Origin of the sequence: Rhodococcus sp. IEGM 1305 (genome assembly GCF_030058635.1) — a bacterium.
Taxonomy (GTDB): Bacteria; Actinomycetota; Actinomycetes; order Mycobacteriales; family Mycobacteriaceae; genus Rhodococcus_F; species Rhodococcus_F opacus_D.
In genome coordinates, this window is the sequence record NZ_JASHKX010000003.1 from 200614 (window position 1) to 225910 (window position 25297).

Here is a 25297-nt window from a genome sequence, read left to right on the forward strand (position 1 = left end):
CCGTCAGCCCACGCGGATGCCGTTGTCGGCGAGGAACTCGCGGGCACGACCCAGTTGACGGTCGGTGGCGAAGGTGTACCACTGGTCGGTGAGGCTCTCCTGGTGGACGAGGTCGCGGAATAGGCCGAACGCGCCCTTGCCCTCGATCGCCCGCTCCAGCCGCTCCCGTAGCGCCGAATCGTGTTGCCGCTCGGCGAAGGCCGCCATGTCCCGCCAGCCATCCCGCGAGCCGGTGCGGTCGAACCGGAGCCAACGGTCGGGCTCGGTCTCCACGTCGACGGCGGCGTCCTCGCCGACCATCATCGGATCAGTGCTGCTGGCGTCGTACACCTGTCCGGTGCGCAGGTCGAGGTAGCCACCGGTGGACATGCCCAGATCCCCCTCCAATTCGGCACCGAGCATCTCGAGGTCGACTGGCACCACCCGCCCGGCCAGCGGCTCGCCGCGCAGACACGCGAGCAGGTCCTCGGCCAGCACCCCGTCACCCGCGCCGGCGCGCCAGGTCAGCCGGTTGATGACCGACACCGCCACCGGCTCGGCCTGCTCCCGTCGCTGCTTCAGTGCCATCGGTATTCCGGCCCCTACCTGTTGCAGCGCGTCGTCGACGTCATGTCCCCGCACCGCGGCGAGGAACCGGGCGGCATCTGCTGCCGCGATAGCGGCGCGCAGCTCGGACACATCGAGTGCGGGCACCTGGTCCTGTGCGGGCCACGCGTGCAGCAGCATCGGGTGCGGATGGCTCGGTCTGCGCGGTGCTCGGCTCTGCCCGTCGTCGTCGGACCACCGGCGCCCGTACTGATCCGGGATGGCGCCCCACCCCCAGTACGGCAGAGGCTTCCCTGGCGTGATCCCCAGCACTTCCAGGGGGTCGACCTTGTCGCCGCTGATCAGACAGCGGTGGGTCCAGTCATCACCCAGGTCGAAGGTGAACTGGAACTCCGCCCCGGGCTTCAGGAGCCGGGCGACTTTGGCCGACTCGATGTTCACCGCCTCGGTGATGGGCCCGCCGAGCGACTCCACCATCTCGGCCCCAGTCTCCGTGTCGGTGACCATTCGTCCATCGGCAAGGGTGAACATCGACAGGTGCGAGCGGTCCCACCGGGCGAAGGCGTCGTTGATCGCATTCGCGAGATCCAGGAAGGTATGCGACGGTCCGACCGCGAAGACGCGGCCGGGCCATGGACACAATTCCTCGCCGCGCCCGCCGAGCAGCTCCACCGTCACCGACCACCACGTTCGTGCCATTCCTCGAGGATGCCATGCGGGCCGCGGCGCCGCCTGCTCGCAGCCGCAAACCGCGCACAGCGCTTCACCGCTAACGGATCCGCTTACGGAACGAAGGCGGACTGCCGCCAGCATGCTCTGGGACGTCACTTCGTCCCGGTGCGGGTTCCTGCAAACACGTGTGGTGATTCGGCCGCCCGCGGAGACTGGCTGTATGGCAAGCGAATGGCAGGATTCGGAACGACATGTCAGCTGGGTACTGGGTTCGCGACGGAGTCGAGGTGATGCGGAAAACCACGGTGGTCTCACTCGTGCCCGCCCGGTTCGAAGCTTATGGCCGCGTGCTGCACCCGGTGCAGTCGGTCGACGACGGCGGGCATACGCGGTGGCTGCGCTGGTCGGACATCGCCCGTGTCACGGGCGCGATGGCTCATCCTTCGATGGAGCTGGAGACAATGCTCGAATTCGCCCCGCAGGGATATTCCAGTCGACCCCCATCGTCCCGGAGTGGCGGTCGCCGTGTGGCGACGCGGCGATCGTGAACGAGGCGTCCAGCTAGTCGAACAGGCGCTGCAAATCGACCTCAAAGGAACGACCGGTTCAACGCAAGCCCTGTGTCTGCAAGCGCTGGCATGGATCTGGCATCGGAGAAGCTCAGCTGGTCTGTGGGAAGCGCGATTGTCGTACTGCCCTATTTGAGTGAGTACCAGAAAGCCTGTGAAGGCGCGACGCAGCGTGCCTCGAGTACGGAGGCTTATGCATCTGCGCATCGTGACGGCGCGGCGTTAGGTTTCGACGCCGCGGTCGCCTAACGCCTTGGGTGAGCAACTTCATCCTCCGGAGTCGACCCCTTGCGGTCCCGCCGCACACCTGACAAAGCGTGAGCTGGAGGTTGCTGATCTGATTGCCGAGGGCCTGACGAATAAGGAGATCGCTGCTCGCTTGGAAATTTCCCCTCGCACCGCTCAGGGGCATGTCGAACACCTACTTACGAAGTTGGGATTCACTTCACGCGCACAGGTCGCGGCATGGGTCGTCGAAACACGCAGAGAAAATTCTGTGGCCCACGTCGCGGCGTTGGTGGCGGTGATGATGGCCGCTGCCTCCTGCAGCACCGCACCGCAGTACACGGATGCGAACATCGAAACACTGCCCTCGAATGCAGTAGGAACCGTGTCGCTCGGCGACCGCGCGGTCGAAACCTTCCGTGGTCGGACCCTGGTGTTCGTCTTCGACGAGAGCGGAAACGTCCTCGGCCGTTGGAAAACGGACGCATCGGCGGCAACCAGGTGGTGCCTTACACCACAACGTAGTCACCGCCTGCTGCCATGCAGTGACCACACACACCGACACCGCCGCATCGATACCCCTCTCACCGAGCACACCCCGTGCATCGATCTGAAACAACCCAAACAACGTCTCGGCTGGTCAGGCCGGTGTGAGACGGCACTGAACCGGTGTGGGAACGGGCCGAAAACCGCCTGCAGGTAGCCTTCACTGCATGGATGCGGTGAAGATCGACGCAATCGAGCGTTACCGCGCTGTCAACGACGCTGCGGCCACGCCCGAATTTCGTCTGCCCGCTCATGCGTTCCGAATGCCTTTCGAGAGGAGCAGAGAGTTGTCGGTATCGAAGCCCGAATCGAAAACCAGAAACCCAGAGAAAGGGTATGTCGCCCTTCTGGGTTGGAGTTTGAATGCTATCGAAGCTGTTGACCGTTTCGACAGGCGATATCTCGTCGTCGCGCCCGATTGGGCCGAAGATTATTGCAAGGAACACGGAATTCCGTATGTGCCGTGGAATTTCGAGCGATTGAACGATCGTTCCATGGAGATCGCCGAGACGCTGAAGGCGAAAGGTGTCGACGTCGCGATCCCACTGTTCGAGGAGACCGTCGAGTGGGCGGGCGCGATCAACTCCGTTCTTCTCGACAATCCACGACTCTTCGGCCAGTCTCTGCTACTGCGCGACAAGGCCTTGATGAAACGTCGCGCCCAACTCGGCGGCATCCGCGTGGGAATCTTCGAGGAAGCCCACGAACGCGACGACGTCATCCGATTCCTCAAGCGAGTCAACCAAACATTGCTCAAGTTGGACGGCGACCCGAACGATCCGATCCATCTCAAAGCCTTCGACAAGGCCGGCAGTCTCGGGCACCGGGTGATCCGCACCCCGGATGAGGTCGACACCATCCCGGACGAGGAGTTCCCGGTCTTGATGGAGTCTCATCTGGACGGGTGGGAGTTCGCAGTCGAGGCATGGATTCACAACGGAAAGATCCGCTTCCTCAACATCTCGGAGTACGTGACCCTCGGATACTCCGTGTTCGTCCCGGCCACACCGGAGTTGGAGAAGTACCGTCCGGAGATCACTCGTCAGATCGAGAAACTGATCAAGACCTTCGACATCGAATTCGGGTTCGTTCATCCCGAGTACTTCGTCACCAGCGACGGAGAGATGTACTTCGGAGAGGTCGCGTACCGTCCGCCGGGCTTCAAGGTGTTCGAGTTGCTGGAACGTGCCTACGGGTTCAACGCATATCAGGGCCTGGTGCTGGCATTCGATCCCAAGACGACGGAAGAAGAAATCGAGGACTTCTTCCCGAAGGAAGTGGTGGACGCCAAGGGGCATGCCGGCTGTTTCGGTGTCTATCCACGACGACGCGTCGTCAGCCAACTGTGTATGCCAGAGGAGACCGAGGACCACATCTATTTCGAATCCCACGAGCTCACAGCGCCATTGGAAGAGACGGTCACCAAGCGAACTGCATTCGGCACGCACTGGGGACTCCTCCACTTCTTCGGTGACGATCCCTACGAGATGCGTGATCGACTGAAGAAACAGGAAGAACTCGACTTCTACGTTTGAGTCGAGCAGGTCCGTTCATACGTGAGGATCCCCGGTTGAAATCGACCAGCAGCGATACGAATACCGACAGCACGACGTTGGAGAAACGTCTGGCCGGGCTCGACGATGCCACCCGATCGTTGGCAGTGACCCGCGATTTCGGTAAACACGTCAAGCTACGCCCGGTGCTGGACGCCCTGCGTCTGGTTCTGTTGCAGCCGGGGGGCGCCGCAGCGGTGCAGGCCCGCGCGGCGGACCTGGACGAAGCGGGCCTGTTCGTCGGCACCGACTGGGCCGAACCACAGATTCTCATCCCGGCGCTGAGCACCGGAGCATTGAGCAGCGCCAATGCGGACACGGTGGTACTGGAGGCCGTCAACGAATTGCGCCTGCTGGCCGTCGCCAAGGGCGAGTATGCGCACCCGTTGATCTCCGCTGAGCAAGCCAGGCACCATCTTTCGCAAGTCCTGGCCGTCAACATGTCGCTGTTGTTGACGCCCCCCAGCGAAGCGGAGCGTGAACAACAGGGACGCCTGGCGCAGGCGACCCGGGCACTGTTCCGTCATCTGGGACAGGGTGTCGGGTACGACAACATCCTCGAACACCTCGTGGAGGAGATCTGGAGGATCCTGCGGCAGCGGCCAATACAGGTCGATCAGGTCAAGCAGATGATCACACAGATCGCCGTATACAGGAACAGTCCGGACATCGAACCGGGTGCCAGCGGGGTCGGCGCCGATCGTCTGATCAGCAGTCTTTTCGGCACAACGGATGCCTGCCGGGAAGACCCGGGCGTCGATGTCTACCGCAGTCGCCTGGAAGCAATGGACAGCAGCGGCCTCCAATACGAAGCGGCCGGATTCGCGCGCGCAATGCACGACACCGGACTGGTCTCGCCGTACCACGCCGTACTGCTGCGGTACCTGCTCGAAAAAGGGGAGTACCTGATCGGAGAAGCCCTGGGGCTGTCCAGCACCGGCCGCGACTGCCTGCTCTGCTACCACGACCTGGTGCGCAGCCTCATCGACAATGCGGTCCATATCGAGACCGCCCAATGCATCTACGGTCTCGCGTTGATGCTGGAACGGGGCATTCTCTATCAACCGGCCGTCGCCCCCGCCATGTGGCGCCAACTGGCGCAACCACTGTCGGAGTATTCGCGGCAACGCCTGACCCAGACCTTCGGGCCGACGCTGGACGCTCGGGCTTGGCTGTTGTCCGGAATGCTGTCGATCCTGGGCTTGCCGCTGGGAGTGGGACAAGGCGACAACCCGACGTGCCAGTCGGCGAGGGCGCTGTCTATGTGGGCGTACAACGATCCGGACTACCTGCTCCAAACCCTGGTGTGGGCAGCACGAGACGACGAGATCGTCATGCATTTCGAAGGGCAACCGATATCGTCTCGCGACAGTGCGTCCGGTGTTGCGACCGTGCTGCCAGTCGACCTCGACCCGGTATCGCTGCTCGTCGTGCCGCACCTCGACCGCATCTACGCGGAGATGGGGAGGCGGTGCGCCGACCGCGAAGGCGACCCGCACCGCTGGGTCAACCCGGAGTTCCACGGCTGGTGGTCGGGCCGCGGGTTCCGTATCAACGTGGACGTGCCAACCGGCAAACTGACCGAACTCGACGAGTTCCTTCGTCATTTTTATGCCAGCTATCACCCCTTCTACAACGGCAACCAACCGCTCATTCACCCCCAACCGGCCGGTATCGCTGTCACCGACAGCGCCGCCCGATTCATCGGCTGGCATGCGATCACCGTGCTGCGGGTCAATTTGGACCCGCAAGAGGTGATGCGCGTTTACTTCTACAACCCCAACAACGACAGCGGACAGGACTGGGGTGACGGCGTCGTCGTGAGCACCGCAGGTCAAGGCGAAAGATTCGGCGAATCTTCGCTACCGTTCGAGCAGTTTGCCTCCCGGCTGTACATATTCCACTTCGATCCACTGGAGCCAGGCGAAGTAGCTGGGGTCACCCGAGGCGAGCTCGATCGCGTGGTGGGGCACATCCACCGCAGTTGGGGTGCGGATCGGCTGCCGGAACTCGAGACACACGCAGACTGTTGACTCGACTTCACGCCGCAATCATGGTGCCGGTCCGGACGATGCCCGGGCGTGCACGGATCAGCCTCTTTGGCGTGCGCTCACCGGCCTGCTGACGCCGTGTCTGTTCCTGAGTTAGGTTCGTGCGGGCAGATGGCGACCCCGAGCCTTCCGCGTGGGTACAGATCCGGATCCACGTTTCACCCTCGCGAACGAGCGGACGTTTCTGGCCTGGAGCCGGACGTCGCTAGGGCTTCTCGCGGCCGCCGTAGGGCTCCAAGCCTTTGGGGCCGAGTTGGTCGGCCCGACGGTCCACACGGTGCTGGTGATCGGAATGCTCGCGGGTTCCGCTGCGCACGGTGACGCATGGTCCGAGCAGGAGGATCGATGTCGCATCTGCTGGCGGTGCGGGGCGGCGGCTCCCACAGTTGGGTGGGCGCCGCCGAGTCCGCCGGCTCGGGCAGGTGAGCTCAACTGCCGAAGAGGGTGCCTAGTTCGCTGAGGTCGGGGACGAGTGCGGCGGCGGGTGGTGCGGGGTCGACGCTGGGCACGGTGACGACGGTCGAGGCTTGTTGCACGGTGTAGGCGGTCATCGGGAACTGGACCAGGTATTGCTCGATGCCGGGGTAGTTGGAGACCCACATGGCGGGGTCGGTTCCTTCGCGTCCGCAGGAGGCGAGGGCGACGTAGGAGCCGTCGGGGACGTCGGTGACCGATTGGGTTGTGGTGCCAGGTGGTATGTCGTCCTGCTGGTATAGGGACTGCCCGCTGCGCATGATGTCGTCGAGCGGTGGGAGTACGCCGCCGGGTGCGGCGGCGAGGGAGGTGGTGCAGCCGATGGTGGCGCCGGTGTTGTTGGTGATTGTGTTGGTCACGGTCGATCCGGTGACGCTGAAGGCGTAGGTGACGTCGGTGGCTTCGGCCGCTGATGCCGGTGCGGCGGTTGCGATGGCGAGGGGGATGGCCGCGGCGGCGAGGAGTGTGGTGCGGGCGGTCGTGCGCATGTGGTGGTCCTGTTCGTCGGGTGGGTGGTGCTGGGTGCATCGTGCAGGAAAACCGACTGATTGGCATTGTTTTGGTGACATCGGGTCGACTTCGTACCCGAGGGCTCCGCCGCGGGGCGCGGTAGCGACCCCAACCAGTTCCCGCTATCATGAATTTGTGCCCGTTAATTAATAAAAGTGAGGGTGGGTGTGATGAACGAGCCCGCCGATGCCAGCACTGAAGCCCGCTACCTGCGCGGCGATCTCGGTTTCGAGGATGCGCTGCGGGAGGTGACTGGTACCGACGTCGGACGCCAGTTCTTCGCCCAGATACTGCACAGCCTGTCCGGCCGGAACCCGGCGGCACCGTCGCTGTCCGACCACGACGCAGCCCTGCTCGATCGGGCCGGGTTCGTCGACGACCCGGCCGCGGCGACGACCGCACGAGTGGACCGCGACATTCGCATGCAGGAACTGGTCCGCAGCTCCCTGTCGATCGCGGAGGCCGCGGACCGTCTCGGGGTGACCGCGGCCCGGATCCGGCAACGCCTCGGCGAGGGCACCCTGTGGGCGTTCCAGTCGGGCCGGAACCGGTTGCTGCCGCCCGCCCAGTTCACCGACACCGGCGCGGTGCCGCACCTCGACCAGGTGGCGCCGTTGCTGGCGAAGGATCTGCACCCGCTGACCGTGCAGGCGTTGCTGACCCGCCCGCAACCGTCCCTGACCGTGGAGGGCCGGTCGGTGTCGATCGTGGCGTGGTTGACCGGCAGCGCCGGAACCGCCGCCGATATCGAACAGGTCCGAGACGTGATCACCGCCGCCGAATGGGAATCGGCATAGATGGGGTCGATGCTGCCCGCACCGCCGTCCATCGCCGACCTTCGTGATGCGGGCGTGCGCGGCGAGGAAGTGTTCGACTGGCAACCGGCCGAGGTGGTGTGGCGGGTGCATCGCACCACCGGCACCCATGTGCTGCCCTGGAATGGGATGCGCACGTTCGGGCCGATCCTGCGGTTCGACCACCACCCGCTCCCGCGGGCCGAACATCCCGGCTATGGCATCTGGTACGGCGCCTCCAGTCCCCGCGGCGGGTTGGCCGAGGCGTTTCAGAGCGCCCGGGTGATCGACCGCCACCGCGGCGACCCGTATCTGACCGGGCTGCGATTTATCCGCCCGCTGCGACTGCTCGATGTGTCCGGCATCGGCGAGGGGACGTGGGCGACCCGGGTCGGCGGCAACCACGCCCTCGACTCTGCCGCACACGGCCGAACCCAGCACTGGGCCCGTACCATTCACCAGGCCCATGACGATCTCGATGGGATCGCCTACCGCGGCCGGTTCGCCGGCGGTGTCTGCATCGCGATCACCGAACGCGCCGCCGACGCGTTTCCTGCGCTGCCGGCGTTGTCGCTGCCGTTGTCGCATCCCGGGTTGTCCGGGCCGATCGACAGCGCGGCCTATCAGCTCGGCTACACCATCACCTGACGCTGCGACGCACGTGGGCGAACCGGTTGGGCACGCGGCGCATGTCCCGTGACGGAACGACATCGACTGCAGGACGCGCTTCCGTCGGAGGAGGGAAGTGATCGGTACACGTCCGGTCGGACTGTATGTCGGTGTCCCGTGTCGGTGTCCGCAACTCATCATTCGGATGGTGTATTGACAACCGGAAACCCTGCATCTGAGTCCACTACGGATGATGTGGGTTTCCGCCCCGGCCGCGCACGGTTGTAGCGGCCTCTATGAGGTGGATCCACCCGCCGGCGACCCACGACTACGCTCCCGGTGCTGGCCTGCGTCCTTCCATGGCAAGACCCGGTACGTGTGAGAACGCTGCGGGCCTCGGCGTGACGGTAACCAGAGTGTTGTTACGAACCTCAGGCGGTGGGAGTGGTGGGGAGCCAGTTGTAGTTCTGCTCGTTCCAGAATCCACACCGGTGGTCCGCTGCGTACTGCTCCGTGCTGACGGTGCGTGTGTTGGGGCCTGAATCCAGAACCATGATTTTGCCCTCACCGATCGCTGACCATTCGGGCTGAGTGGGAGCAGTGGGACTGCCGTGCGCGGCGAATCCTGCCCAATAGGCCATCATCGTTTGCGACAATTGCTGCTGTTCTGGAGTGAACCGCGTCGCCAATTCCCCGCCCCACAGGTACGGCAGCTGGGTGGAATGCGCTGCTCCTACGTTGAAATCGGGGAGTTTGGTTTCGCGTGTGGGCGCGTGCTCGTCGTCGAACCTGTAGAAGAAGACTCGTGGCTGGTGGACAGCCATTTCGTTCGCCAGCGTCAGGTATTGGCATCCTCCGAGCCCGTAGAACACACTGCTGTCATTCCATATCGTACTGAGTGCGTAGGCCGCACCGTACGGACTCGGGAATGACGAGTATGGGTACTGGTCGGCGACAGCGTGTGCAAGTGGTCCGAATTCTTCTTGCAGTTCCTGCTTGTATCGGTCCTCGGTCACGTCTGCGAAAGGGATTGCCCAGCCTCGGGTTTCATCACGTGTCTCTCCGATCATGATGGGGACGTTGTTGAACGAACCAGACTTGATCGCCGCGTCTGGTGCAATCGGAAGTTCGGGGCCCCCAACGATGGGCAGAGGGCCTGTGAGGATTCCCCCGAAATTCGTGCTCGCTGCGAGAAGTTCGTCACCAGATCTGGATCGTAGACACTGGGCCATGTCGCCGGGTTCGGAGCAGCCTGTCGAAACAGCGAACGAGGCGGCGTCGGCCTGGGCTTCTTCAGTTGAGTGGCTGGGGCATCCGCCGCTTTGGATGATCGCGCCCTGGAACAGACCGCTCGCTGTCGGCGACGCGAGTTGGGCGCACACCGAGTGTCCTCCGGCAGATTGGCCCACAATTGTGACTTGACTGGGGTCGCCGCCAAAACCTGCGATGTTCTCTTGAACCCAGTGCAGGGCTGCTTGCTGATCCAGGAGTCCGAAGTTGCCTGCGGTGCCGTCATCGGCCCCAGGTAGCTGGAGGAAGCCGAAGGCGCCGAGTCGGTAGTTGATGGTGACAACGACTGTGTTGAACTTTTCCGCGATTTGTGACCCATCTGACTGGCTTCCCGAACCACTCATGAAGCCACCTCCGTGAATCCAGAACAGGACCGGGAGGGGCCCTCCAGTTCGTTCGGACGGTGTATATACGTTCAGATACAGGCAATCTTCGCCATAAGACACATCGTTGCTGCCACTGCTCACCGGTTGATAGCACCTCGGGCCGAATTCCGCTGCTGAACGGATGCCGTCCCACGTCGGCGTCGGTGCGGGTGGCTCCCACCGCAGGGTGCCGACGGGTGGGGCCGCATAAGGCATGCCGAGGAACTGGTCCACCTGTCCAGCTGATATCCCCTCCACGTCACCAGTTTTCGTTGTGACGACCAACGAATGACTGTCCGATTCTGCTTGTGAGCGTGAAGCTGCATGCTCGGGCCCCGCATGTGTGCCGCAACCTGTCAGGGCCGCCGTCAATGCCAGCACGATAGTTGTTTTCGCGAACAGTCGCGTTCTAACGCTCACCCAAATCTCCTTGGATTGTCAGATGATTGCCTGGTCGAACGAAATGAAGGCGCCGATGTCGCCACGGGCGAGTAGGGCGGATTGCTCGGGAATGCTGGTACCGATCGTTTTCACGGCGGCAGGCTCACCCCGAGACTTCGCAGGTACAGGAAGGCTTGGAGCCCTCGCCGCTGGCAGCCAAGTATCTGCAGGTGGAGGCATACGGCGCAACAAGGCCGTCCCGGTAGACGGACCCGAAAGGCTGACCTGAATGAATGCGGGAGATCTGCGAAAGACATAGTCGGCGTTGACTACCGGACGCCAGCGCCCCGGGGACACATCCCCGTTTCTCAGGCGTCGAGACGGAGAGTCCATGCGATTCGGCGAAATGCTTCGCGTCCCCGGCCCGGTTTCGTGTCGCGGGTTCGCCTACCGGACCGTTGGAGGTGTGCCGGGGCGCGCGGGTACCGATACTCGAATTCTCAGTTCCAGTCGACCGACCCATGGAGTACAGATGACGCCTTCCTTCCCTCCGCTCGCCGCGTCGGTCCATGCCGCTGTGGCCGACGCCGTGGCGGTCGTGCGCATCGAGCGACCGCCTGCGAACGCTTTCGATCCTGCGCTGATCGCGGAATTGCTCGACACCCTGAAGCCGCTGGCGGCGAACACCGACGTGCGGTGCATCGTGCTGCGCGGAACGGGACGCTTCTTCGTGGCCGGCGCCGACATCCGAGTGATGCGCGAACTGTCGGAGGAGACGCAGCACGCGATGCGGCCCTGGATCGAGGTGCAGCAGGTCCTCGAGACCGCTCCGAAACCCGTGCTGGCAGCCCTCAACGGGCACGCACTCGGCGGCGGAGCGGAGTTGTCACTGGCCTGTGACGTGCGGGTGATGGCGGCGTCGGCGTCGATCGGGTTCCCGGAAATCGGCCTCGGACTGTTTCCCGGGGCCGGCGGCAGTCAGCGCTTGCCCCGCTTGCTCGGCGCGCATCGAGCGAAGCTCCTCATGATGGAGGGTCGGCGCCTGTCCGCCGACGAGGCCCGGCAGATCGGCTTGGTGGACGAGGTGGTACCCGACGACGAATTCGACGCGCGGATAGACCGTCTCGCCGCCGAGTGGGCGGCGAGACCGACGGCCGCTATCGGCCTCCTCAAGCGGGTGGTCGAAGCGGGGCGGACACTCCCACTCGATCAGGCACTGGACGCGGAATTTGCGGGTGTCCTCGACCTCATTCGCACGGCCGACGCCGCCGAGGGTCTACAAGCCTTCCTCGACAAGCGACCGCCGCATTTCACTGGTCGCTGACCCTGCTCGTCACCTCACCCAAAGGATGCTCATGACACACTCGATCGGACGGCGAGCGTTTCTCGCCGTCGCGGCACTGGCGGCCCTCACCGTCGCCTCGACGTCCTGTACCCGGCCAGCGACCGAAGCAGCGCAGGGGAGCGGGCTGATCCGCATCTCCGTGGGCGTCGACCCGTCGTACGCGCCGATTTTCCTGGCCGACGCCGAGGGCATGTTCGACGACGCCGGACTGGACGTTCAGTTGATGCAGACCGAAGGCGGAGCGGCCGGCGCGCAGAACGTGGTGGCAGGGACTTCGGAATTGTCCGGAAACGCCGACTCCACGGCGCTCACCGTCATGGCCGCGAATCCGTCGCTGCGCGCGCTCGGTGTGTTCGAGGATTCCGACCGCTACTTCCAGGTGGTCCTGCGCGAGGGTGTGGAGCCGAAGGACATCGAGACGATGGGTGTGTTCCCCGGTATCGGGCTCTACTTCACCGACTTGTATCTGCGGAGCCTCGGGCGAGATCCGGCATCGGTCAAGCTCGTGAACACCAGTCCACCCGAGCAACCGGCGCTGCTCGCTCGCGGTGACATCGACGGATTCCTGTCGTTCGATCCGTGGGTCGAGCAGGCCGTGGCGACAGGTGGTCGTGTCGTCGCGACGACCGGTGACTTCGGCGCCAAGTATTCACAGTGGATCCTGGCATCCGATTCGTGGTTGTCGGCGAACGAGGACGTCGCGGCCCGGGTCTTCGACGTGATCGCCGAGGCTGCTGCAATTACCGATGCCGACCCGGACCGGGCTGCCAAGGCGATCTCCGACTCGATCCAGATGGATCCGGCCGAGGCCCGTCGGACCGTCTCCCAGATCGATTTCGGAGTGCGCGACTTCACGGACGACGACGTGGCACGGGCGAATGAACTGGTCACCTTCTTCCGAGGCCAGGGCAAGATCACAGGAGAAGTCGATACCTCGCGCGTTCTGCTCCGTGGGTGGGTCACAGCCCACGTGAACCAACCCCCGGCATGACCCTCGGCGACGGCGCGTCCGTCCGGTTCGGTCAGCAGAACAGATCGATTCACTGGTACGAGAACGCGACGTAGGTTCGGGTCCAGTGAACGGGCGGACGCCCGCTGGGAACAATGAAACGGAGTCCTTCTGGTGGAAAGCGCAATTCGCGTGGTGGAGTTGTCCAGCCCGCTGAGCCGATTCGCCGGCCGCATCCTGGTCGGACTGGGATACGAGGTCGTTCTGATCGAACCGCCGGAGGGCGATCCGACCCGACGGGAACTGGACGGCCACGCATTCACGCACTGGCACGCCGGAAAGAAATCCGTCACGATCGACGTCGAGACAGCCGTGGGCCGTGCGGAACTGGCGCACCTGGTGGCCGGGGCGGACGTTTACCTCGATGGCAGCGCCGTCGGCGACGAGCCGATCGAGCTGGCACCGGGATCGGTCGTTCACGTACGAGTCACACCTTTCGGCGTCGACGGTCCGCGCCGCCAGTGGTGCGCCACCGACCTGACGCTCGCGGCCCTCGGCGGAATGCTCGCTCAAGTGGGTGAACCTGCTGGGCCCCCGCTGTCTCTACCTCAGGGCCAAGCCGAACAGCTGGCAGGGGTGAACGCCGCGATCGCGGTGTTACTCGGACTCCGGTCGCGGCGTCAGGGCCCGGTCCCCCTGATCGACGTCTCCGCACAGGAATGTGTGGCGGCAGGCCTCGAGGCCGGCGCCCTGGCCTATCTCCACGAGGATCGCGTCCCGGACCGACCCGGCCGGGTGCACCCGTTGGTACCGCACGGCCTGTTCCGGGCCGCCGACGGCTATGTCGGTGGCGGGCTCGGCGGAAGTCCCCGAATGTGGGACGCGCTGGTCTCCTGGCTGGTCGAGGAGGGTGCCCAGGAGGATCTGGACGACCCGAAATGGGCTGACCCCGTCGAGCGGAAAGAGCACCAGGACCACATCTTCGCCGTGCTGCAGGGTTTCCTCGACAAGTGGCCGAAGGAGGACTTCGCGCGGGCGGCGCAACAACGCAAGCTGCCGTGGTCCGCCGTCGTCCGACCGGACGAACTGTTGTCCAACCCCCAACTCCAGGCCCGCGACTTCTTCGTCGACGTCGACGAGCCCGGGTCCACCGTACGAGATCTGGGCTTCTCCTTCCCCTTCCCGGAAGGAGGGAGGACCCGGGCCCTGCCGGTCCCGCCGATCGGTGCGCACCAGTTCCTCCTCGACGAGCCGGAACCCGAAGTCCTCGAACCGACCGTGACCGCATCCGGGCCTGACCTGCTGCCCCTGTCGGGCGTCCGGGTCCTGGACCTCACCTGGGTTCTCGCCGGTCCCTACTGCACTCAGATCCTGGCGGACCACGGCGCCGACGTCATCAAAGTCGAGTCGTCGGGCCGACCCGACCCGACACGGTTCGCGCCGTTCATGCACCTGTCCCGCGGACCACACGACGATCCGAACACCAGCGGGTACTTCAACGACGTCAACAGGAACAAGCGCAGCATCACCCTGGACACTCGTTCCGAGGCAGGACTGGCCGTGCTCGCCGACCTCGTGGCGCAGTCCGACGTGGTGGTCGAGAACTTCAGTTCCTCGGTGATGGAGAAGATGGGCTTCGGGTACGAACGACTGCGGTCCTTACGTCCGGACATCGTGTACGTCTCCATGTCGGGGACCGGCCACACCGGACCGCGACGCGATTGGGTCACCTACGCGGACATCGTCTCCGCGGCCACCGGACTGACCGCTCTCACCGGGTGGAGTGCCGACGACGTCGTCGGAGTGATCTACGGTCATGGCGACATCGTCGCAGGATTACACGGCGCCGCAGCGGTTCTCGCCGCCCTCGAGCACCGAGGCCGCACGGGCCGCGGTCAGCACGTCGATCTCTCCCAACTGGAGGCGATGGCGTCACACATGGGCACCAGTGTCGTGCAGGCGACGGGCGCCGGACAGCTTCCCGTTCCGCTCGGCAATGCCCATCCCGACATGTCACCGCACGGCGTCTTCCGCTGCCTCGGACCCGACCGCTGGTGCGCGGTCACCGTTCGTGACGACGCGGACTGGACCAGATTGTGCGCGGTGATCGGCCGCCCGCGTTGGGCCACGGACGAGCGTTTCCGCACGCCCGGGGCGCGACGGGCGCACGAAGCCGACATCGCGGCAGCGATCACGGCATGGACGTCGCCGCGGCCTGCCGATCTCGTCGCTGAGCAACTCCAGCAGGCGGGCGTCCCCGCCGGGTCCGTGCAGAACGGGCGGGACCTCGTCGAAGCCGATCCGCATCTGCGTGCCCGCGGTTACTACGTGCCCGCAGTCCATCCCCGTGCGGGAGCCTTTCTCCACCAGGGCGCTCCGATCCGGGTCGGGAAAGCCGTCACGATCCGGCAACCGGCGCCGGTGCTGGGCGCGGACACCGATGCCGTGCTCCGCGAGGTCACCGGTTACTCCGCGGAGACCGTTGCGCGGCTGCGAGCCGACTCGGTCCTCACCTGAGCCGGTCACTTCGATCAGGCTTTTTCACTCGACAGCACTCCCGAAGGACAGAACATGCGTGCAGCCCGCTTTCACACATTCGGACACGACCCGATCATCGACGACGTCGAGGTGCCGACCCGGAAACCCGGACAGACCCTCGTCCGGATCGATGCGGCGGCGCTGGGGCACCTCGACCTCACCGTCGGCAGCGGGAACTTCGATATCAAGCCGACCCTGCCACACGTCGGAGGCACCGACGGGGCCGGCACCGTGATCGAATCGGATACTTTCGACGCCAGTACTCGGGTGTTGGTCCGGGCTGGCGGAGTCGGACTCTTCAAGCCCGGATGCTGGGCCGAATACCTCGTGGCCGCCGACAAGGTGTTCACACCGTTCGATTCGGCCCTCGAACCGGCGATCGCGGCCACGTTCTTTCTCCCGAGCACAACCGGTTTCGTCGCGGTCCACGACATCGCCCGCGTCGCCGCCGGTGAGCGGGTCGTCGTGTCCGGCGCCGCCGGCGCGGTCGGGTCCATGGCTGCACAGTTCGCGCTCCTCGCCGGCGCCGACGTGATCGGTGTGGTGGCGCGGGCGGACCAGGTACCGCTCGTCCCCGACGGTGTACGACCGGTCGTCGGCCGTGGATCTGAACTGGCCGACACGCTGGGGCCCGATCCAGTGGCGGACGTTCTCGTCGATACCCTCGGCGGCGACTCGCTGCCGTACCTGCTCGAGCGCGTCGTACCGGGCGGGCGGGCCGCACTGATCGGCTACACGCTGGGGACCGAACTCACGATCGATTTGCCGAACTGGCTGCTCAAGGATGTACAGTTGCTGCCGGTCAACATGATTCGCAAGAGTGCGCGACAGGCAGAACTCGCACCCGACCTCATTCGGCGCCTCGTCGACGGCGAGATCGGCATGGCGGTTCAGGAGTTTCCGCTCGACGACATCGCGTGTGCACTGCAGATGATGCGTGAAGGGAAGGTCGCCGGCCGCGCGGTCGTCGTACCGTGACCGGCCGCCATCGCTCGTTCGCCGAAGGAAGGTGACACCCGTGACGCCCGAATCCGATTCTCTGCCGCTGCCGGCGGCGATGACGATTCCGTCCCTGCTCGTTCAGCGTGCCACCGAGCGGGGCGATCATCTCGCCGTCCGGGCCGGGGACGTGGAGGTGTCCTATCGCGAACTCGTGCAGCGAGCCGCAACGTCGGCCGAGGCGCTGTCCAGACATGGGATCGGCCGGGGTGACGCGGTGGCGGCGATGTGCGCCAACCGCATCGAATTGATCGATCTGCTGCTCGGCTGTAGTTGGCTAGGAGCGGTCACGGTGCCATTGAACACAGCACTGCGTGGCGCCGCCCTCGACAGCGTGCTCGAGCAGTCCGGGGCGGGCCACCTGTTGATCGAGCCCACCTTCCTGCCCCGGCTCCGGCAGACGCGATTCACCGGTGAATCCTGGATACTCGGCACTTCGTCCGTTCCCGGGCCGGGAGACAGCCGAACCCCCGGACGAGCGGCCGAACCCGCGGTAACCGCGCTCGACACGGCGGCGGTGTTGTTCACATCCGGGACGACCGGGCAACCGAAAGGGGTCCGCTGCCCTCATGCTCAATCACTCTGGTGGGGAGCGGGGGTGGGAGCCTCCCTGGGGCTGGGACCCGACGACGTTCTGTACAACGGCCTTCCCCTGTTCCACACGAATGCACTCAACACACTGTTCCAGGCGCTGGTTGCGGGAGGAACATTTGTGCTCGGTGAACATTTCTCGGTGCGGCGATACTGGGCGCAGGTGGCCGACAGCGACGCCACGGTGATCTACCTGCTCGGTGCGATGGTCGCGATGCTCACCGGCCGGGAACCCGCCGTGGAAGACAAGAAGCACCGCGCCACCCGCGCCCTGGCGCCGGCGACTCCGGCCCGCCTGTGGGCTCCCTTCCGTGAGCGTTTCGGCGTCGAACTCGTCGACGGCTACGGCACCACCGAGACGAATCTCGTTCTCGGAACTGTGCCCGGCGATCGCCGACCCGGCTATCTCGGAACGGTGCGCGACGGCTACGACGCGAAGGTCGTCGACGACGCCGGCGACCCCGTCTTGGACGGCCTGCCCGGCGAACTCGTCGTCCGCACAGACCTTCCCGGAGGATTTGCCACGGGGTACCTGTCCGAGCCTCCCCGCATGGCGGGCGACTGGATCGACACCGGCGACCGGGTGGTCCGGGAACCCGACGGGTGGTATCGGTTCGTCGATCGGGTCCGCGACGTCATCCGGCGGCGCGGCGAGAACATCTTCTCCGCCGAGGTCGAGGAGGCCCTGGCGCGGCATCCGGCGGTCGCGCAGGTCGCGGTCTTTCCGGTGCCGTCGGAACTCGCCGAGGACGAAGTGATGGCTGCCGTGGTACTCCGGGAAGGAATGCAGTCGAGCCCCGAGGACCTACGGCACCATGCGGCACTACAACTGGCGTACTTTGCTCTGCCGCGGTTCATCGATTTCGTCAGTGAACTGCCGTTGACCGAGACCGGCAAGGTCCGCAAGGAGGTACTCCGTTCGCGTGGGGTCGGCAGCGGCACCTGGGATGCCGACGCCGTCCCGTCCCGGTGACCGGCAGCCGCCTCGAACCACCGGTTACCGGCCGCACCCGTTGAACGAGCACATCGCGGGCGTACATGCCTCGGCGCCTGCCATGTCGGTCGCCGAGTATGCGCAGCGCATCGCGTGAAGTGCTCGGGAGATCCCGATGCCCGCGGTTCGTAGGGCGCCGGCAACCCGGCTGACGTTGAGCCGCGCCGTCGGACCCGTTACCGACAGGGCTCCGGCGAGGGTCCGGGGTCCGCTGAACACCGGCACGGCAACACTCATGTAGCCGATGCGGGTCTCTTCGACTTCGACTGCGAGTTGCTCGTTGCGCATGCGGTGGAGTTGCTGGCGCAGGACGGCGACCGACATCGTGGTGCGGGCGGTGAGAGCGGTGAATCCTTGCTCGATCACTTCGTCGAACACCGCCTGCGGCGAGAACGCCAGGATCATCTTCCCGGTCGCGGTGCAGTACAGCGGCAACCGGCCCGCCACCCGCGACTGCTGTTGCAATCCGCGGTGACCGACGATCTTCTCGATGTAGAGCACGTCGATACCGTCCCGAACCGCGAAGTGCACCGTCTCCTGCGTTGCAAGGAGCAGGTCTTCCATGAAGGGCAGGGCGGCGTCACGCAGGATGCGCTGCCGGGGGACGAGCTGTCCGAGTTCGAACAGCCGCAGGCCCAAGCGGTACTTCGTGCCCGCCCGCTCGAGGAGTCCCCATTCGACGAGTTCGCCGGCCAGCCGGTGCACGGACGCCTTCGCGACACCACTTCGACGTGCGAGCTCGGTGAGCGAGAGGTCGCTGTGCTCGCTCCCGAACGCGTCGAGAATGAGCCGGGCCTTGCCGAGAACGGACGACATGTCTTGTCCCGCAACGCGGTGTGCCGGGGGGATCGGTACGACCGGGCCGAGGCCGGCCGAATGCTGCGCCTCTGTAGTCACTGCTGCCTCCTGGCGGTTGGCGGGGCATTCGTCCCGATCACAGCTACGCTAGGGCTGAACAATGGCGAGACGCACGCCACAGGGTTCGGTCACCGGACCCGTCCCAAATTTTCGGACGCGACCCGCACGGCCGGTGAGTTCAGAAAGGACTGGACCACCGCGGCTACCCGCGGTGCCTCTCGCTCGATCAACGCAACGGTCCCGTCCTCGATCACCTCCTCGAGCACCACCCGCGCCCCGGTGAACTGTTTCCTCAACGTCGGTAGGTGGGGCATCGAGAACGGGTCTGCGCCGGCAGCGAGCAGCAGCACCGGCGCCGTCACCGCTTCGATGCGGTCCGCCATGTGGTAACGAGCGCAGGCACGGTGTCCCTCGGCGGGATCGACACCGTGCGCGAGGGCGTCGCGCAGGAAGCGGTCGAGCAAATCCGTTGCCGAGGAAGGGTAATACGGTCGTCTCAGGTTCCACAGGGTCTGCAGGTGGCTGCCGTCGGGTTCGCGGACGGCGCGGTCCACGACTCCCGAATCCGGTTCGCCGTTGCGGTTGTTACCCTCCGTCCACGGGCAGGAGGACAGCACCACAGCATCGACTTCACCGGGGCGGCCGGCGGCCATCTCCATCGCCACCGCGGCGCCGGTGTGATGTCCGAGGACCGCCACCGGTCCGGCGTTCACGGCGTCGAGGAACTCCCAGGCGGCGTCGGCGAACGACTCGATCGTCTGCGGCGGAGCGAGTGGCGCACTCGCTCCGAACCCCACCGTGTCCAGGGCGAGAACCCGGAACTCGTCGTCCAGGAGCGGGATCAACTCGCGGAACTCGTCCCAGGACCGCGGGGTCTGATGCAGCAGGAGGAGCGGCCGGCCACTGCCCGATTCCGCATAGTGCAGTTGTCCGAACGTCGTGTCGGCGTAGCCGAACCGTATCGCCATCAGTAGGCCGTGACCATGGGGGTGTCCACGCCGATCACGTCGATCTTCGCGGCGCCGCCCGGATTGCCGACCGGCTCCGCCCGGGTCGGCAGGACCTCGAGGAAGAAACGTTTCGCGTCCTCCTTGAAGTCGGGGTCTGCCTTCCGATCCACCGTGATCGCCTCGACCGGGCAGGCGAGTTCGCAGGCGCCGCAGTCGATGCACTCGTTCGGATTGATGTAGAGCTTGCGCTCACCCTCGTAGATGCAGTCGACCGGGCACTCCTCCATGCAGGAGCGGTCCATGTAGTCGATGCACGCTTCGCCTATGACGAATGCCATTGTCAGCTCTCCTTTTCGGTGGAATGGCCCGGGAAGATTTCCGCATCCGGGTCGAGGACGGCCGCGGCGTTGTTGACCGCGGTCGCGGCCTCACCGAATCCGACGGCGATGAGCCGGACCTTTCCCGGGTAGTCGGTGATGTCGCCGGCCGCATATACGCGCGGCACGGTGGTCTCCATTCGGGTATTGACGACGATGTTGCGCGAATCGATCTCGAGTCCCCACTCGGTCATCGGCCCGAGGTCGGCGGTGAATCCTAGAGCGGCGATGATGGTTTGTGCCGGCAACGTCGTGGTGGTCTCGTCGAGTTTGTGCGCGACGTCCACCTCTGCGACCCAGCCGTTGCCACGGACCTCGGCAATGTCCGCGTTGACCAGCATCCGCACAGTGCTCTCACGGACCTTCGTCACCGTCGCCGCGTGTGCACGGAACTTGTCGCGACGATGCACCAGGGTCACCGACGATGCGATCGGCTCGAGGTGGACCGCCCAGTCGAAGGCGCTGTCGCCGCCGCCCACGATTACCACGTCCTTACCGGTGTGCGCGGACAGGTCGGGCACGAAGTAGCTGAGACCGCGGTCGACGAAATCGAGCCCCTTCACCAGAGGGCGTGGCGTGAATGTCCCGATCCCACCGGTGATCACGACCGCGCCGGCGGTGACGGTGCGTCCCTTGCTCGTCCCGATCATGACACGTCCGTCCTCGGCATGATCCAGCGTCCGGGCCTGCTCGCCGAGCAGATATGCCGGATCGAACGGTGCGGCTTGCGTCAGCAATCCATTCACGAGATCTCGCCCTTTCACGGATGGAAAACCCGCGATGTCGAGGATCGCCTTCTCCGGGTACATCGCGCTCACCTGGCCACCGGGCTCGGACAGAGCGTCGAGAACGGCGACCCGGAGCCCGCGGAATCCGGCGTAGTACGCAGCGTAGAGACCGGCCGGGCCGGCACCGATAATGAGAATGTCGACGTCGAGGTCCGTGCCGGTCGACGCGTTGAGCGAAGCGTTCATGCCGGCAACGCTAATCATGTTGCCGTGCCGGATAAATGAAACCGGTCCGGTCAGCAGACTGTGTTCATTCCTGCCGCTGACAGGAACGGACACGAACACGGAAAAGGCGGGTCCGCCGGCGAAGGAGAAACGCCGGTGGACCCGCCTGTAGTTCTGTTCTATCGACGCCGGAGTCGTCCGACGACTCGTTACCCGGTGCTCTGTGCGCAGGCAGGCACGAGGACTACTACTTGACGCCGTACCGCGCCAGGTACCGGCCCGACAGCACCCTCAGGACACGGTCGAACAGAAAGCCCATGATCCCGAGCACGATGATGCCCACGAATGTCCAGTCGATGCGCCCGTAGTTCCGGGCCTGCCAGATCATCGAGCCGATGCCGTGGTCGGCCGCCACGATCTCGGCGGAGACGATGGTCAGGAAGCTGTTGCCCATTGCAAGACGGGCGCCGGTGACGATGCCCGGCACCGACGACGGCAGCACCACCGTCTTCATGATCTGCAGTTTGCCGGCTCCCAGGTTCGCGGCGGCCTGCAGCTTGTTCTCGCTGATCGCGACGGTCGCGGCGATCGTGCTCACGGTGACGATGAACACCGACGTGTAGAAGATCAGCACTATCTTGGACGTCTCACCGATGCCGAACCACACCACCGCCAATGTCACGAACGCGATCGGGGGGATGAAACGGAAGAATTCGATATACGGGTCGAGCAGTTGACGCACGAGGTTGACGCGGCCCATGAGAATGCCGACGGGGGCACCGATCACGACGCCGAGACTCCACCCGACCAGAATGCGCTGGGCCGACGCCCAGATCGATGTCCAGAGGACACCGCTTTCCGCCAGTTCCCCTGCTGCTGTGACGACTTGAGCGGGAGAGGCGACGGTCGTCGGTCCGTACCACCAGGCGAGGAATGACCACACCCCTAGGCCGATGACCGCGGAAGCGACCCACAGCGCCGCCGTGCGCAGGGCGGCCCCCCCTGCGCTCGAGCGTCTCGTTCGGGCCGGTTGCGCTCGTTCGCCGCGGGTGGGGACGGTGTTCTGTACCGCTGCGGTCATAGCTGGTCCTCCTCGATGCCCTGATTGCGGAGCGAGGCCACGACCTCGGCGCGGATGTCGTCACGCAACTTCTCGTACATATCGATCACGTCGGGGTGCGCCCTGTCCCGTGGGCGCTGTGCGTGCACCTCGTAGATGCTCTTGATTCGCGCCTTGGGTCCGGCCGACATCACCACGACACGGTCGGCGAGCGTCAAGGCCTCATCGATGTCATGTGTGACGAACACGACGGTGCACCCGGTGTGCCGCCAGATTCGGTCGAGCTCGACCTGCAGGACCTGCCGGGTCTGGGCGTCGAGTGCGCCGAAGGGTTCGTCCATCAACACCAGCGACGGTTGGTTGGCCAGGACTCTCGCGATCTGTACCCGTTGCCGCATACCGCCCGACAGCTGTGCCGGAAACTTCTTGCCGGCGTGTGGGAGACCGACCATCGCGAGGTACTCGGCGGCGATGCGCGCCTGGTCGGCCTTGCCGGCCCCGTGCATCCGGGGTCCGTAGGCGACATTCTGGGTCACGGTCATCCACTCGAACAGGGCCTCGGAACTCTGGAAGACCATGCCGGCGTGTGGGTTGCTGCCGTTCACCTCGTCGCCGTCGCAGGTGATCTCGCCGGCGCGGGGCTCGATGAATCCGGCCATCGCGGACAAAAGTGTCGACTTGCCGCACCCCGACGGGCCGAGCAGGCACACGAACTCGCCCGGTCGCACCTCGAGGTCGATTCCCGACACGATCTCGGCGGCTCCGAAACTGATGCCCAGATCGCGGATCTGGATGGGGACGCCGGTGACGGTTCTGGCCGGACTGGGCGCGGCGGCTGGGCCGCCCGATGCAACGGCGGTCGTGCCGCCGCTGGGGACGGCGGTTGTGCCGCGTGTGGGGACGGTCATTTCTTTTCCTCCTGGTACCAATCGAGCAGCATGGCCGAGGCCAGATCCGGCTGCTCGGAGAGAACGCCGATCTTCTTGTAGAAGTCGACGATCGACTGTGCGGTCTCGATGCTCTTGTCGGTCAGGTTCTCGACGCCGAAGTTGATCTCGTCGACCGCGGTGACGGTCTGGTCGTCGGCTACGTTGACGGCAGTCCTGGTCGCGGCGGCTGCGGTTCGAGGATCGGACTCCACCCGCGCGGTGGCGTCGACGAGCACCCGGGCAACCGCACGGGCGGTGCCCTCGTTCTGGTCGAGCCAGGGCTCGGTCGTGATCGCCCAGTGGTGGTAGAACCAGTCGAAGTCACCGGTGACTGCTGTGATGTGCCCGCTGCCCTGCGCGAGCGCGGTGGCCGGCCACGGTTCCCACAGGACGTATCCGTCGATGTCACCCCGGTCGAGGAGCGCCGGCATGTCCGTGGGGGTGGCGGAGACCGTCTCGACCGACCCGGCAGGAACTCCGTTGGCCTGGAGGTATCTGTCGGTCGAGATCTGGCTCAGCCCCGGGACGATGCCCATCTTGCGGATGTCAGCGGCCGAGTCGACCCCGTTACGCAACACCACCTTGAGGTAGTCGCCGGACACCTCGTACGAGTACATCGCCCGCAGGGACGGATTCTGGCGTAGCTGCGCGATCGTCGTGGTGTCCGAACTGCCGGCCAGCTGGACCTGGCCGGTCGCGAGCGCGTCGACGGCTTCGCCACCCCGGCCGAACTGGACCAGCTCGACGTCGAGGCCGGCATCGGCGAACATGCCCTCCTGGTCAGCGACGAAGAAGGGCGCGTACGACGCGTCGATGCCAACGGCGATCCGGAGCGGACCGCCGGCGGAATCGGCGGTGGTCTGCGTGGCGGGGCGGCTGCACGCCCCGGTCGAAATCGTGAGAACCACCGCCGCTGAGGCAAGTGTCACCTTGCCGAGTATCGATCGCCAGGCCATGTTTGTACACCTCCTATTGTGATCTGGACCTCATTTGTGGGGTTGTGGTGAAAACTTAACGGCACCTCGGTGGGGCGTGAATCAACCGGGTCCACCGTGCGGACCAGGCCGCAGAACTTACCCGCGCGGGAACATCGTGGCTGGTAGGTGCGGCTTGTTCGAAACGCAAAGGAAACACATCGGCGTTTCCGGCGAGTGCGGTCGCCGGGCGGGGACTGAACTACATGGCACAGTCGGTCAGGCCGCCGAAGGCGCTGACCGACTTTCGATGCACGAAGCCGGCCGCGCTCGAGGACGCGGCCGGCTTCACGGTTTCGTGCTGTCGGCTCCGGTCAGACGACGCTCTTCACGCGCTCGGACGCCTTCGCCAGGAACTCCAGACTCAGCGGGTTGTACAGCGCCGCCTGCTCGTGCTGGGGCCAGTGGCCGCATTCCGGATACAGCTGCAGCTGCGCACCTGCGATGTCCGCGGCCATCTGCTCGGCCTCCGGCACGTCCCCGAAGGGGTTCTCGTGGCCCCATACGACCAATGTCGGTGCCTGGATGCGTGCGAGCCGATCGGGCCGTAGCAGGTTTCGCTGACGTGTGTCCATGTCCTGCAGCGACAGCAGGTTGTGAATGTTGGCGACGAACTCGGGCTGGTGGTAGATCCGGTGCCGGGCCTCCACCAGTTCCTCGGTGGCGTTGACCGGATCGTGCATCAGCAGGTGCAGCCGGGCACGGGTGAGTTCGATGTCGTTGCTCTGGACGGCCTTGGTGGTCGAAGTGCGAATGCGCTGCATCACGTCGGGGTTTGCGACGGTGCCTCCGGCGGCGAGCAGTTGCAGCGACAGCACTCGCTCGGGCTGCTCACTTGCGAGGTACGCGGCAACCCAGCCGCCCAGCGATTCTCCGACGAGGTGGACCTTGTCCAGCCCGACCGCGTCGAGGTAATTCACGAGATGGTCTACATAGCGCGGAATTTCGTACGGGTAATCCGGTTTGCCCGTGTAGCCGTGGCCCAGCATGTCGATCGCGTGGCACACGTAGTGCGGAGCATGTGCGGCGATGTTACGCGCGAAGGCTTCCAGGTGACCGCTGGTGCCGTGGAGGAAGATCACTGCCTCCTCGCCCGCGCCGGCCTGTAGCGACCGGGTGGGAACTCCGGCTGCGTCCACCGTCTTGACCGCGAAGTCGAGTCCGGCGAGTTCGTTCCAGATTGTCATGTGTGTGT

The 25297-nt window shown here is 65.3% G+C and carries 21 protein-coding genes and 1 pseudogene; 11 read left to right on the forward strand and 11 right to left on the reverse strand.

Going from position 1 to position 25297, the window contains the following annotated elements:
- Positions 1 to 3 precede the first annotated feature (3 nt).
- A complete protein-coding gene (locus QM693_RS07545) occupies positions 4 to 1245 on the reverse strand; it encodes a UPF0158 family protein (protein WP_283351884.1) in 1242 nt (413 codons plus the stop codon).
- A gap of 795 nt (positions 1246 to 2040) precedes the next feature.
- Between QM693_RS07545 and QM693_RS07550 the strand changes: the two genes are divergently transcribed.
- From QM693_RS07550 to QM693_RS07565, 4 genes and pseudogenes are all read left to right on the forward strand, one after another.
- On the forward strand, positions 2041 to 2715 hold the full coding sequence (locus QM693_RS07550) for a response regulator transcription factor (RefSeq protein WP_283351885.1): 675 nt from the start codon (positions 2041 to 2043) through the stop codon (positions 2713 to 2715).
- Positions 2716 to 2821: 106 nt separating this feature from the next.
- Positions 2822 to 4093, forward strand: coding sequence for an ATP-grasp domain-containing protein (locus QM693_RS07555; protein ID WP_283352171.1), 1272 nt, complete (start codon positions 2822 to 2824; stop codon positions 4091 to 4093).
- A gap of 35 nt (positions 4094 to 4128) precedes the next feature.
- A complete protein-coding gene (locus QM693_RS07560) occupies positions 4129 to 6144 on the forward strand; it encodes a hypothetical protein (protein WP_164061406.1) in 2016 nt (671 codons plus the stop codon).
- A 151-nt stretch (positions 6145 to 6295) separates the two neighbouring features.
- Positions 6296 to 6469 (forward strand): annotated as a pseudogene (locus QM693_RS07565) (YidH family protein); the annotation flags it as partial.
- 121 nt (positions 6470 to 6590) lie between these two features.
- Here QM693_RS07565 and QM693_RS07570 read toward each other — a convergent pair.
- On the reverse strand, positions 6591 to 7124 hold the full coding sequence (locus tag QM693_RS07570) for a hypothetical protein (RefSeq protein ID WP_280780147.1): 534 nt from the start codon (positions 7122 to 7124) through the stop codon (positions 6591 to 6593).
- A 192-nt stretch (positions 7125 to 7316) separates the two neighbouring features.
- Here QM693_RS07570 and QM693_RS07575 point away from each other — a divergent pair, with 192 nt between their 5' ends.
- The gene (locus QM693_RS07575; protein ID WP_283351886.1) at positions 7317 to 7943 is read left to right on the forward strand and encodes a MerR family transcriptional regulator; all 627 of its coding nucleotides are present in this window, start codon (positions 7317 to 7319) and stop codon (positions 7941 to 7943) included.
- The gene (locus tag QM693_RS07580) at positions 7944 to 8588 is read left to right on the forward strand and encodes an RES family NAD+ phosphorylase (RefSeq protein WP_283351887.1); all 645 of its coding nucleotides are present in this window, start codon (positions 7944 to 7946) and stop codon (positions 8586 to 8588) included.
- 392 nt (positions 8589 to 8980) lie between these two features.
- On the opposite strand, the gene QM693_RS07585 is transcribed toward QM693_RS07580, so the two are convergent.
- A complete protein-coding gene (locus QM693_RS07585; protein WP_283351888.1) occupies positions 8981 to 10624 on the reverse strand; it encodes a carboxylesterase/lipase family protein in 1644 nt (547 codons plus the stop codon).
- Between the two features lie 493 nt (positions 10625 to 11117).
- Between QM693_RS07585 and QM693_RS07590 the strand changes: the two genes are divergently transcribed.
- From QM693_RS07590 to QM693_RS07610, 5 genes are all read left to right on the forward strand, one after another.
- Positions 11118 to 11909: an enoyl-CoA hydratase/isomerase family protein gene (locus QM693_RS07590; RefSeq protein WP_283335015.1), complete on the forward strand. Its 792-nt coding sequence runs from the start codon at positions 11118 to 11120 to the stop codon at positions 11907 to 11909.
- Positions 11910 to 11940: 31 nt separating this feature from the next.
- Positions 11941 to 12921 carry an ABC transporter substrate-binding protein gene (locus QM693_RS07595; RefSeq protein WP_283351889.1) on the forward strand — a complete coding sequence of 327 codons (981 nt, stop codon included), beginning with the start codon at positions 11941 to 11943 and terminating at the stop codon, positions 12919 to 12921.
- Positions 12922 to 13053: 132 nt separating this feature from the next.
- Positions 13054 to 15396 carry a CaiB/BaiF CoA-transferase family protein gene (locus QM693_RS07600; RefSeq protein ID WP_283351890.1) on the forward strand — a complete coding sequence of 781 codons (2343 nt, stop codon included), beginning with the start codon at positions 13054 to 13056 and terminating at the stop codon, positions 15394 to 15396.
- A 54-nt stretch (positions 15397 to 15450) separates the two neighbouring features.
- Complete coding sequence (locus QM693_RS07605) at positions 15451 to 16395, forward strand: quinone oxidoreductase family protein (protein ID WP_283351891.1); 945 nt, start codon at positions 15451 to 15453, stop codon at positions 16393 to 16395.
- Between the two features lie 40 nt (positions 16396 to 16435).
- The gene (locus QM693_RS07610; protein WP_283351892.1) at positions 16436 to 17980 is read left to right on the forward strand and encodes an AMP-binding protein; all 1545 of its coding nucleotides are present in this window, start codon (positions 16436 to 16438) and stop codon (positions 17978 to 17980) included.
- Between the two features lie 24 nt (positions 17981 to 18004).
- Here the strand turns inward: QM693_RS07610 and QM693_RS07615 are convergent, their stop codons facing one another.
- From QM693_RS07615 to QM693_RS07650, 8 genes are all read right to left on the reverse strand, one after another.
- Entirely contained in the window at positions 18005 to 18898 is an 894-nt protein-coding gene (locus QM693_RS07615) for an IclR family transcriptional regulator (RefSeq protein ID WP_283335011.1), read from the reverse strand.
- Between the two features lie 89 nt (positions 18899 to 18987).
- Positions 18988 to 19827 carry an alpha/beta fold hydrolase gene (locus tag QM693_RS07620; protein ID WP_283351893.1) on the reverse strand — a complete coding sequence of 280 codons (840 nt, stop codon included), beginning with the start codon at positions 19825 to 19827 and terminating at the stop codon, positions 18988 to 18990.
- Entirely contained in the window at positions 19827 to 20147 is a 321-nt protein-coding gene (locus QM693_RS07625) for a DUF362 domain-containing protein (protein ID WP_280780158.1), read from the reverse strand. Before QM693_RS07625 ends, QM693_RS07620 begins: the two co-directional genes overlap by 1 nt.
- A gap of 2 nt (positions 20148 to 20149) precedes the next feature.
- Positions 20150 to 21160 (reverse strand): NAD(P)/FAD-dependent oxidoreductase, encoded by a 1011-nt coding sequence (locus QM693_RS07630; RefSeq protein WP_283351894.1) that lies wholly within the window; start codon positions 21158 to 21160, stop codon positions 20150 to 20152.
- Between the two features lie 226 nt (positions 21161 to 21386).
- Positions 21387 to 22220 (reverse strand): ABC transporter permease, encoded by an 834-nt coding sequence (locus QM693_RS07635; RefSeq protein ID WP_283351895.1) that lies wholly within the window; start codon positions 22218 to 22220, stop codon positions 21387 to 21389.
- Positions 22217 to 23107 carry an ABC transporter ATP-binding protein gene (locus tag QM693_RS07640; protein ID WP_283351896.1) on the reverse strand — a complete coding sequence of 297 codons (891 nt, stop codon included), beginning with the start codon at positions 23105 to 23107 and terminating at the stop codon, positions 22217 to 22219. The genes QM693_RS07635 and QM693_RS07640 overlap by 4 nt, the downstream gene beginning before the upstream one ends.
- Positions 23104 to 24084 carry an ABC transporter substrate-binding protein gene (locus QM693_RS07645; protein ID WP_283351897.1) on the reverse strand — a complete coding sequence of 327 codons (981 nt, stop codon included), beginning with the start codon at positions 24082 to 24084 and terminating at the stop codon, positions 23104 to 23106. Before QM693_RS07645 ends, QM693_RS07640 begins: the two co-directional genes overlap by 4 nt.
- 332 nt (positions 24085 to 24416) lie before the next feature.
- The gene (locus QM693_RS07650) at positions 24417 to 25289 is read right to left on the reverse strand and encodes an alpha/beta fold hydrolase (RefSeq protein WP_283351898.1); all 873 of its coding nucleotides are present in this window, start codon (positions 25287 to 25289) and stop codon (positions 24417 to 24419) included.
- Positions 25290 to 25297: the final 8 nt, after the last annotated feature.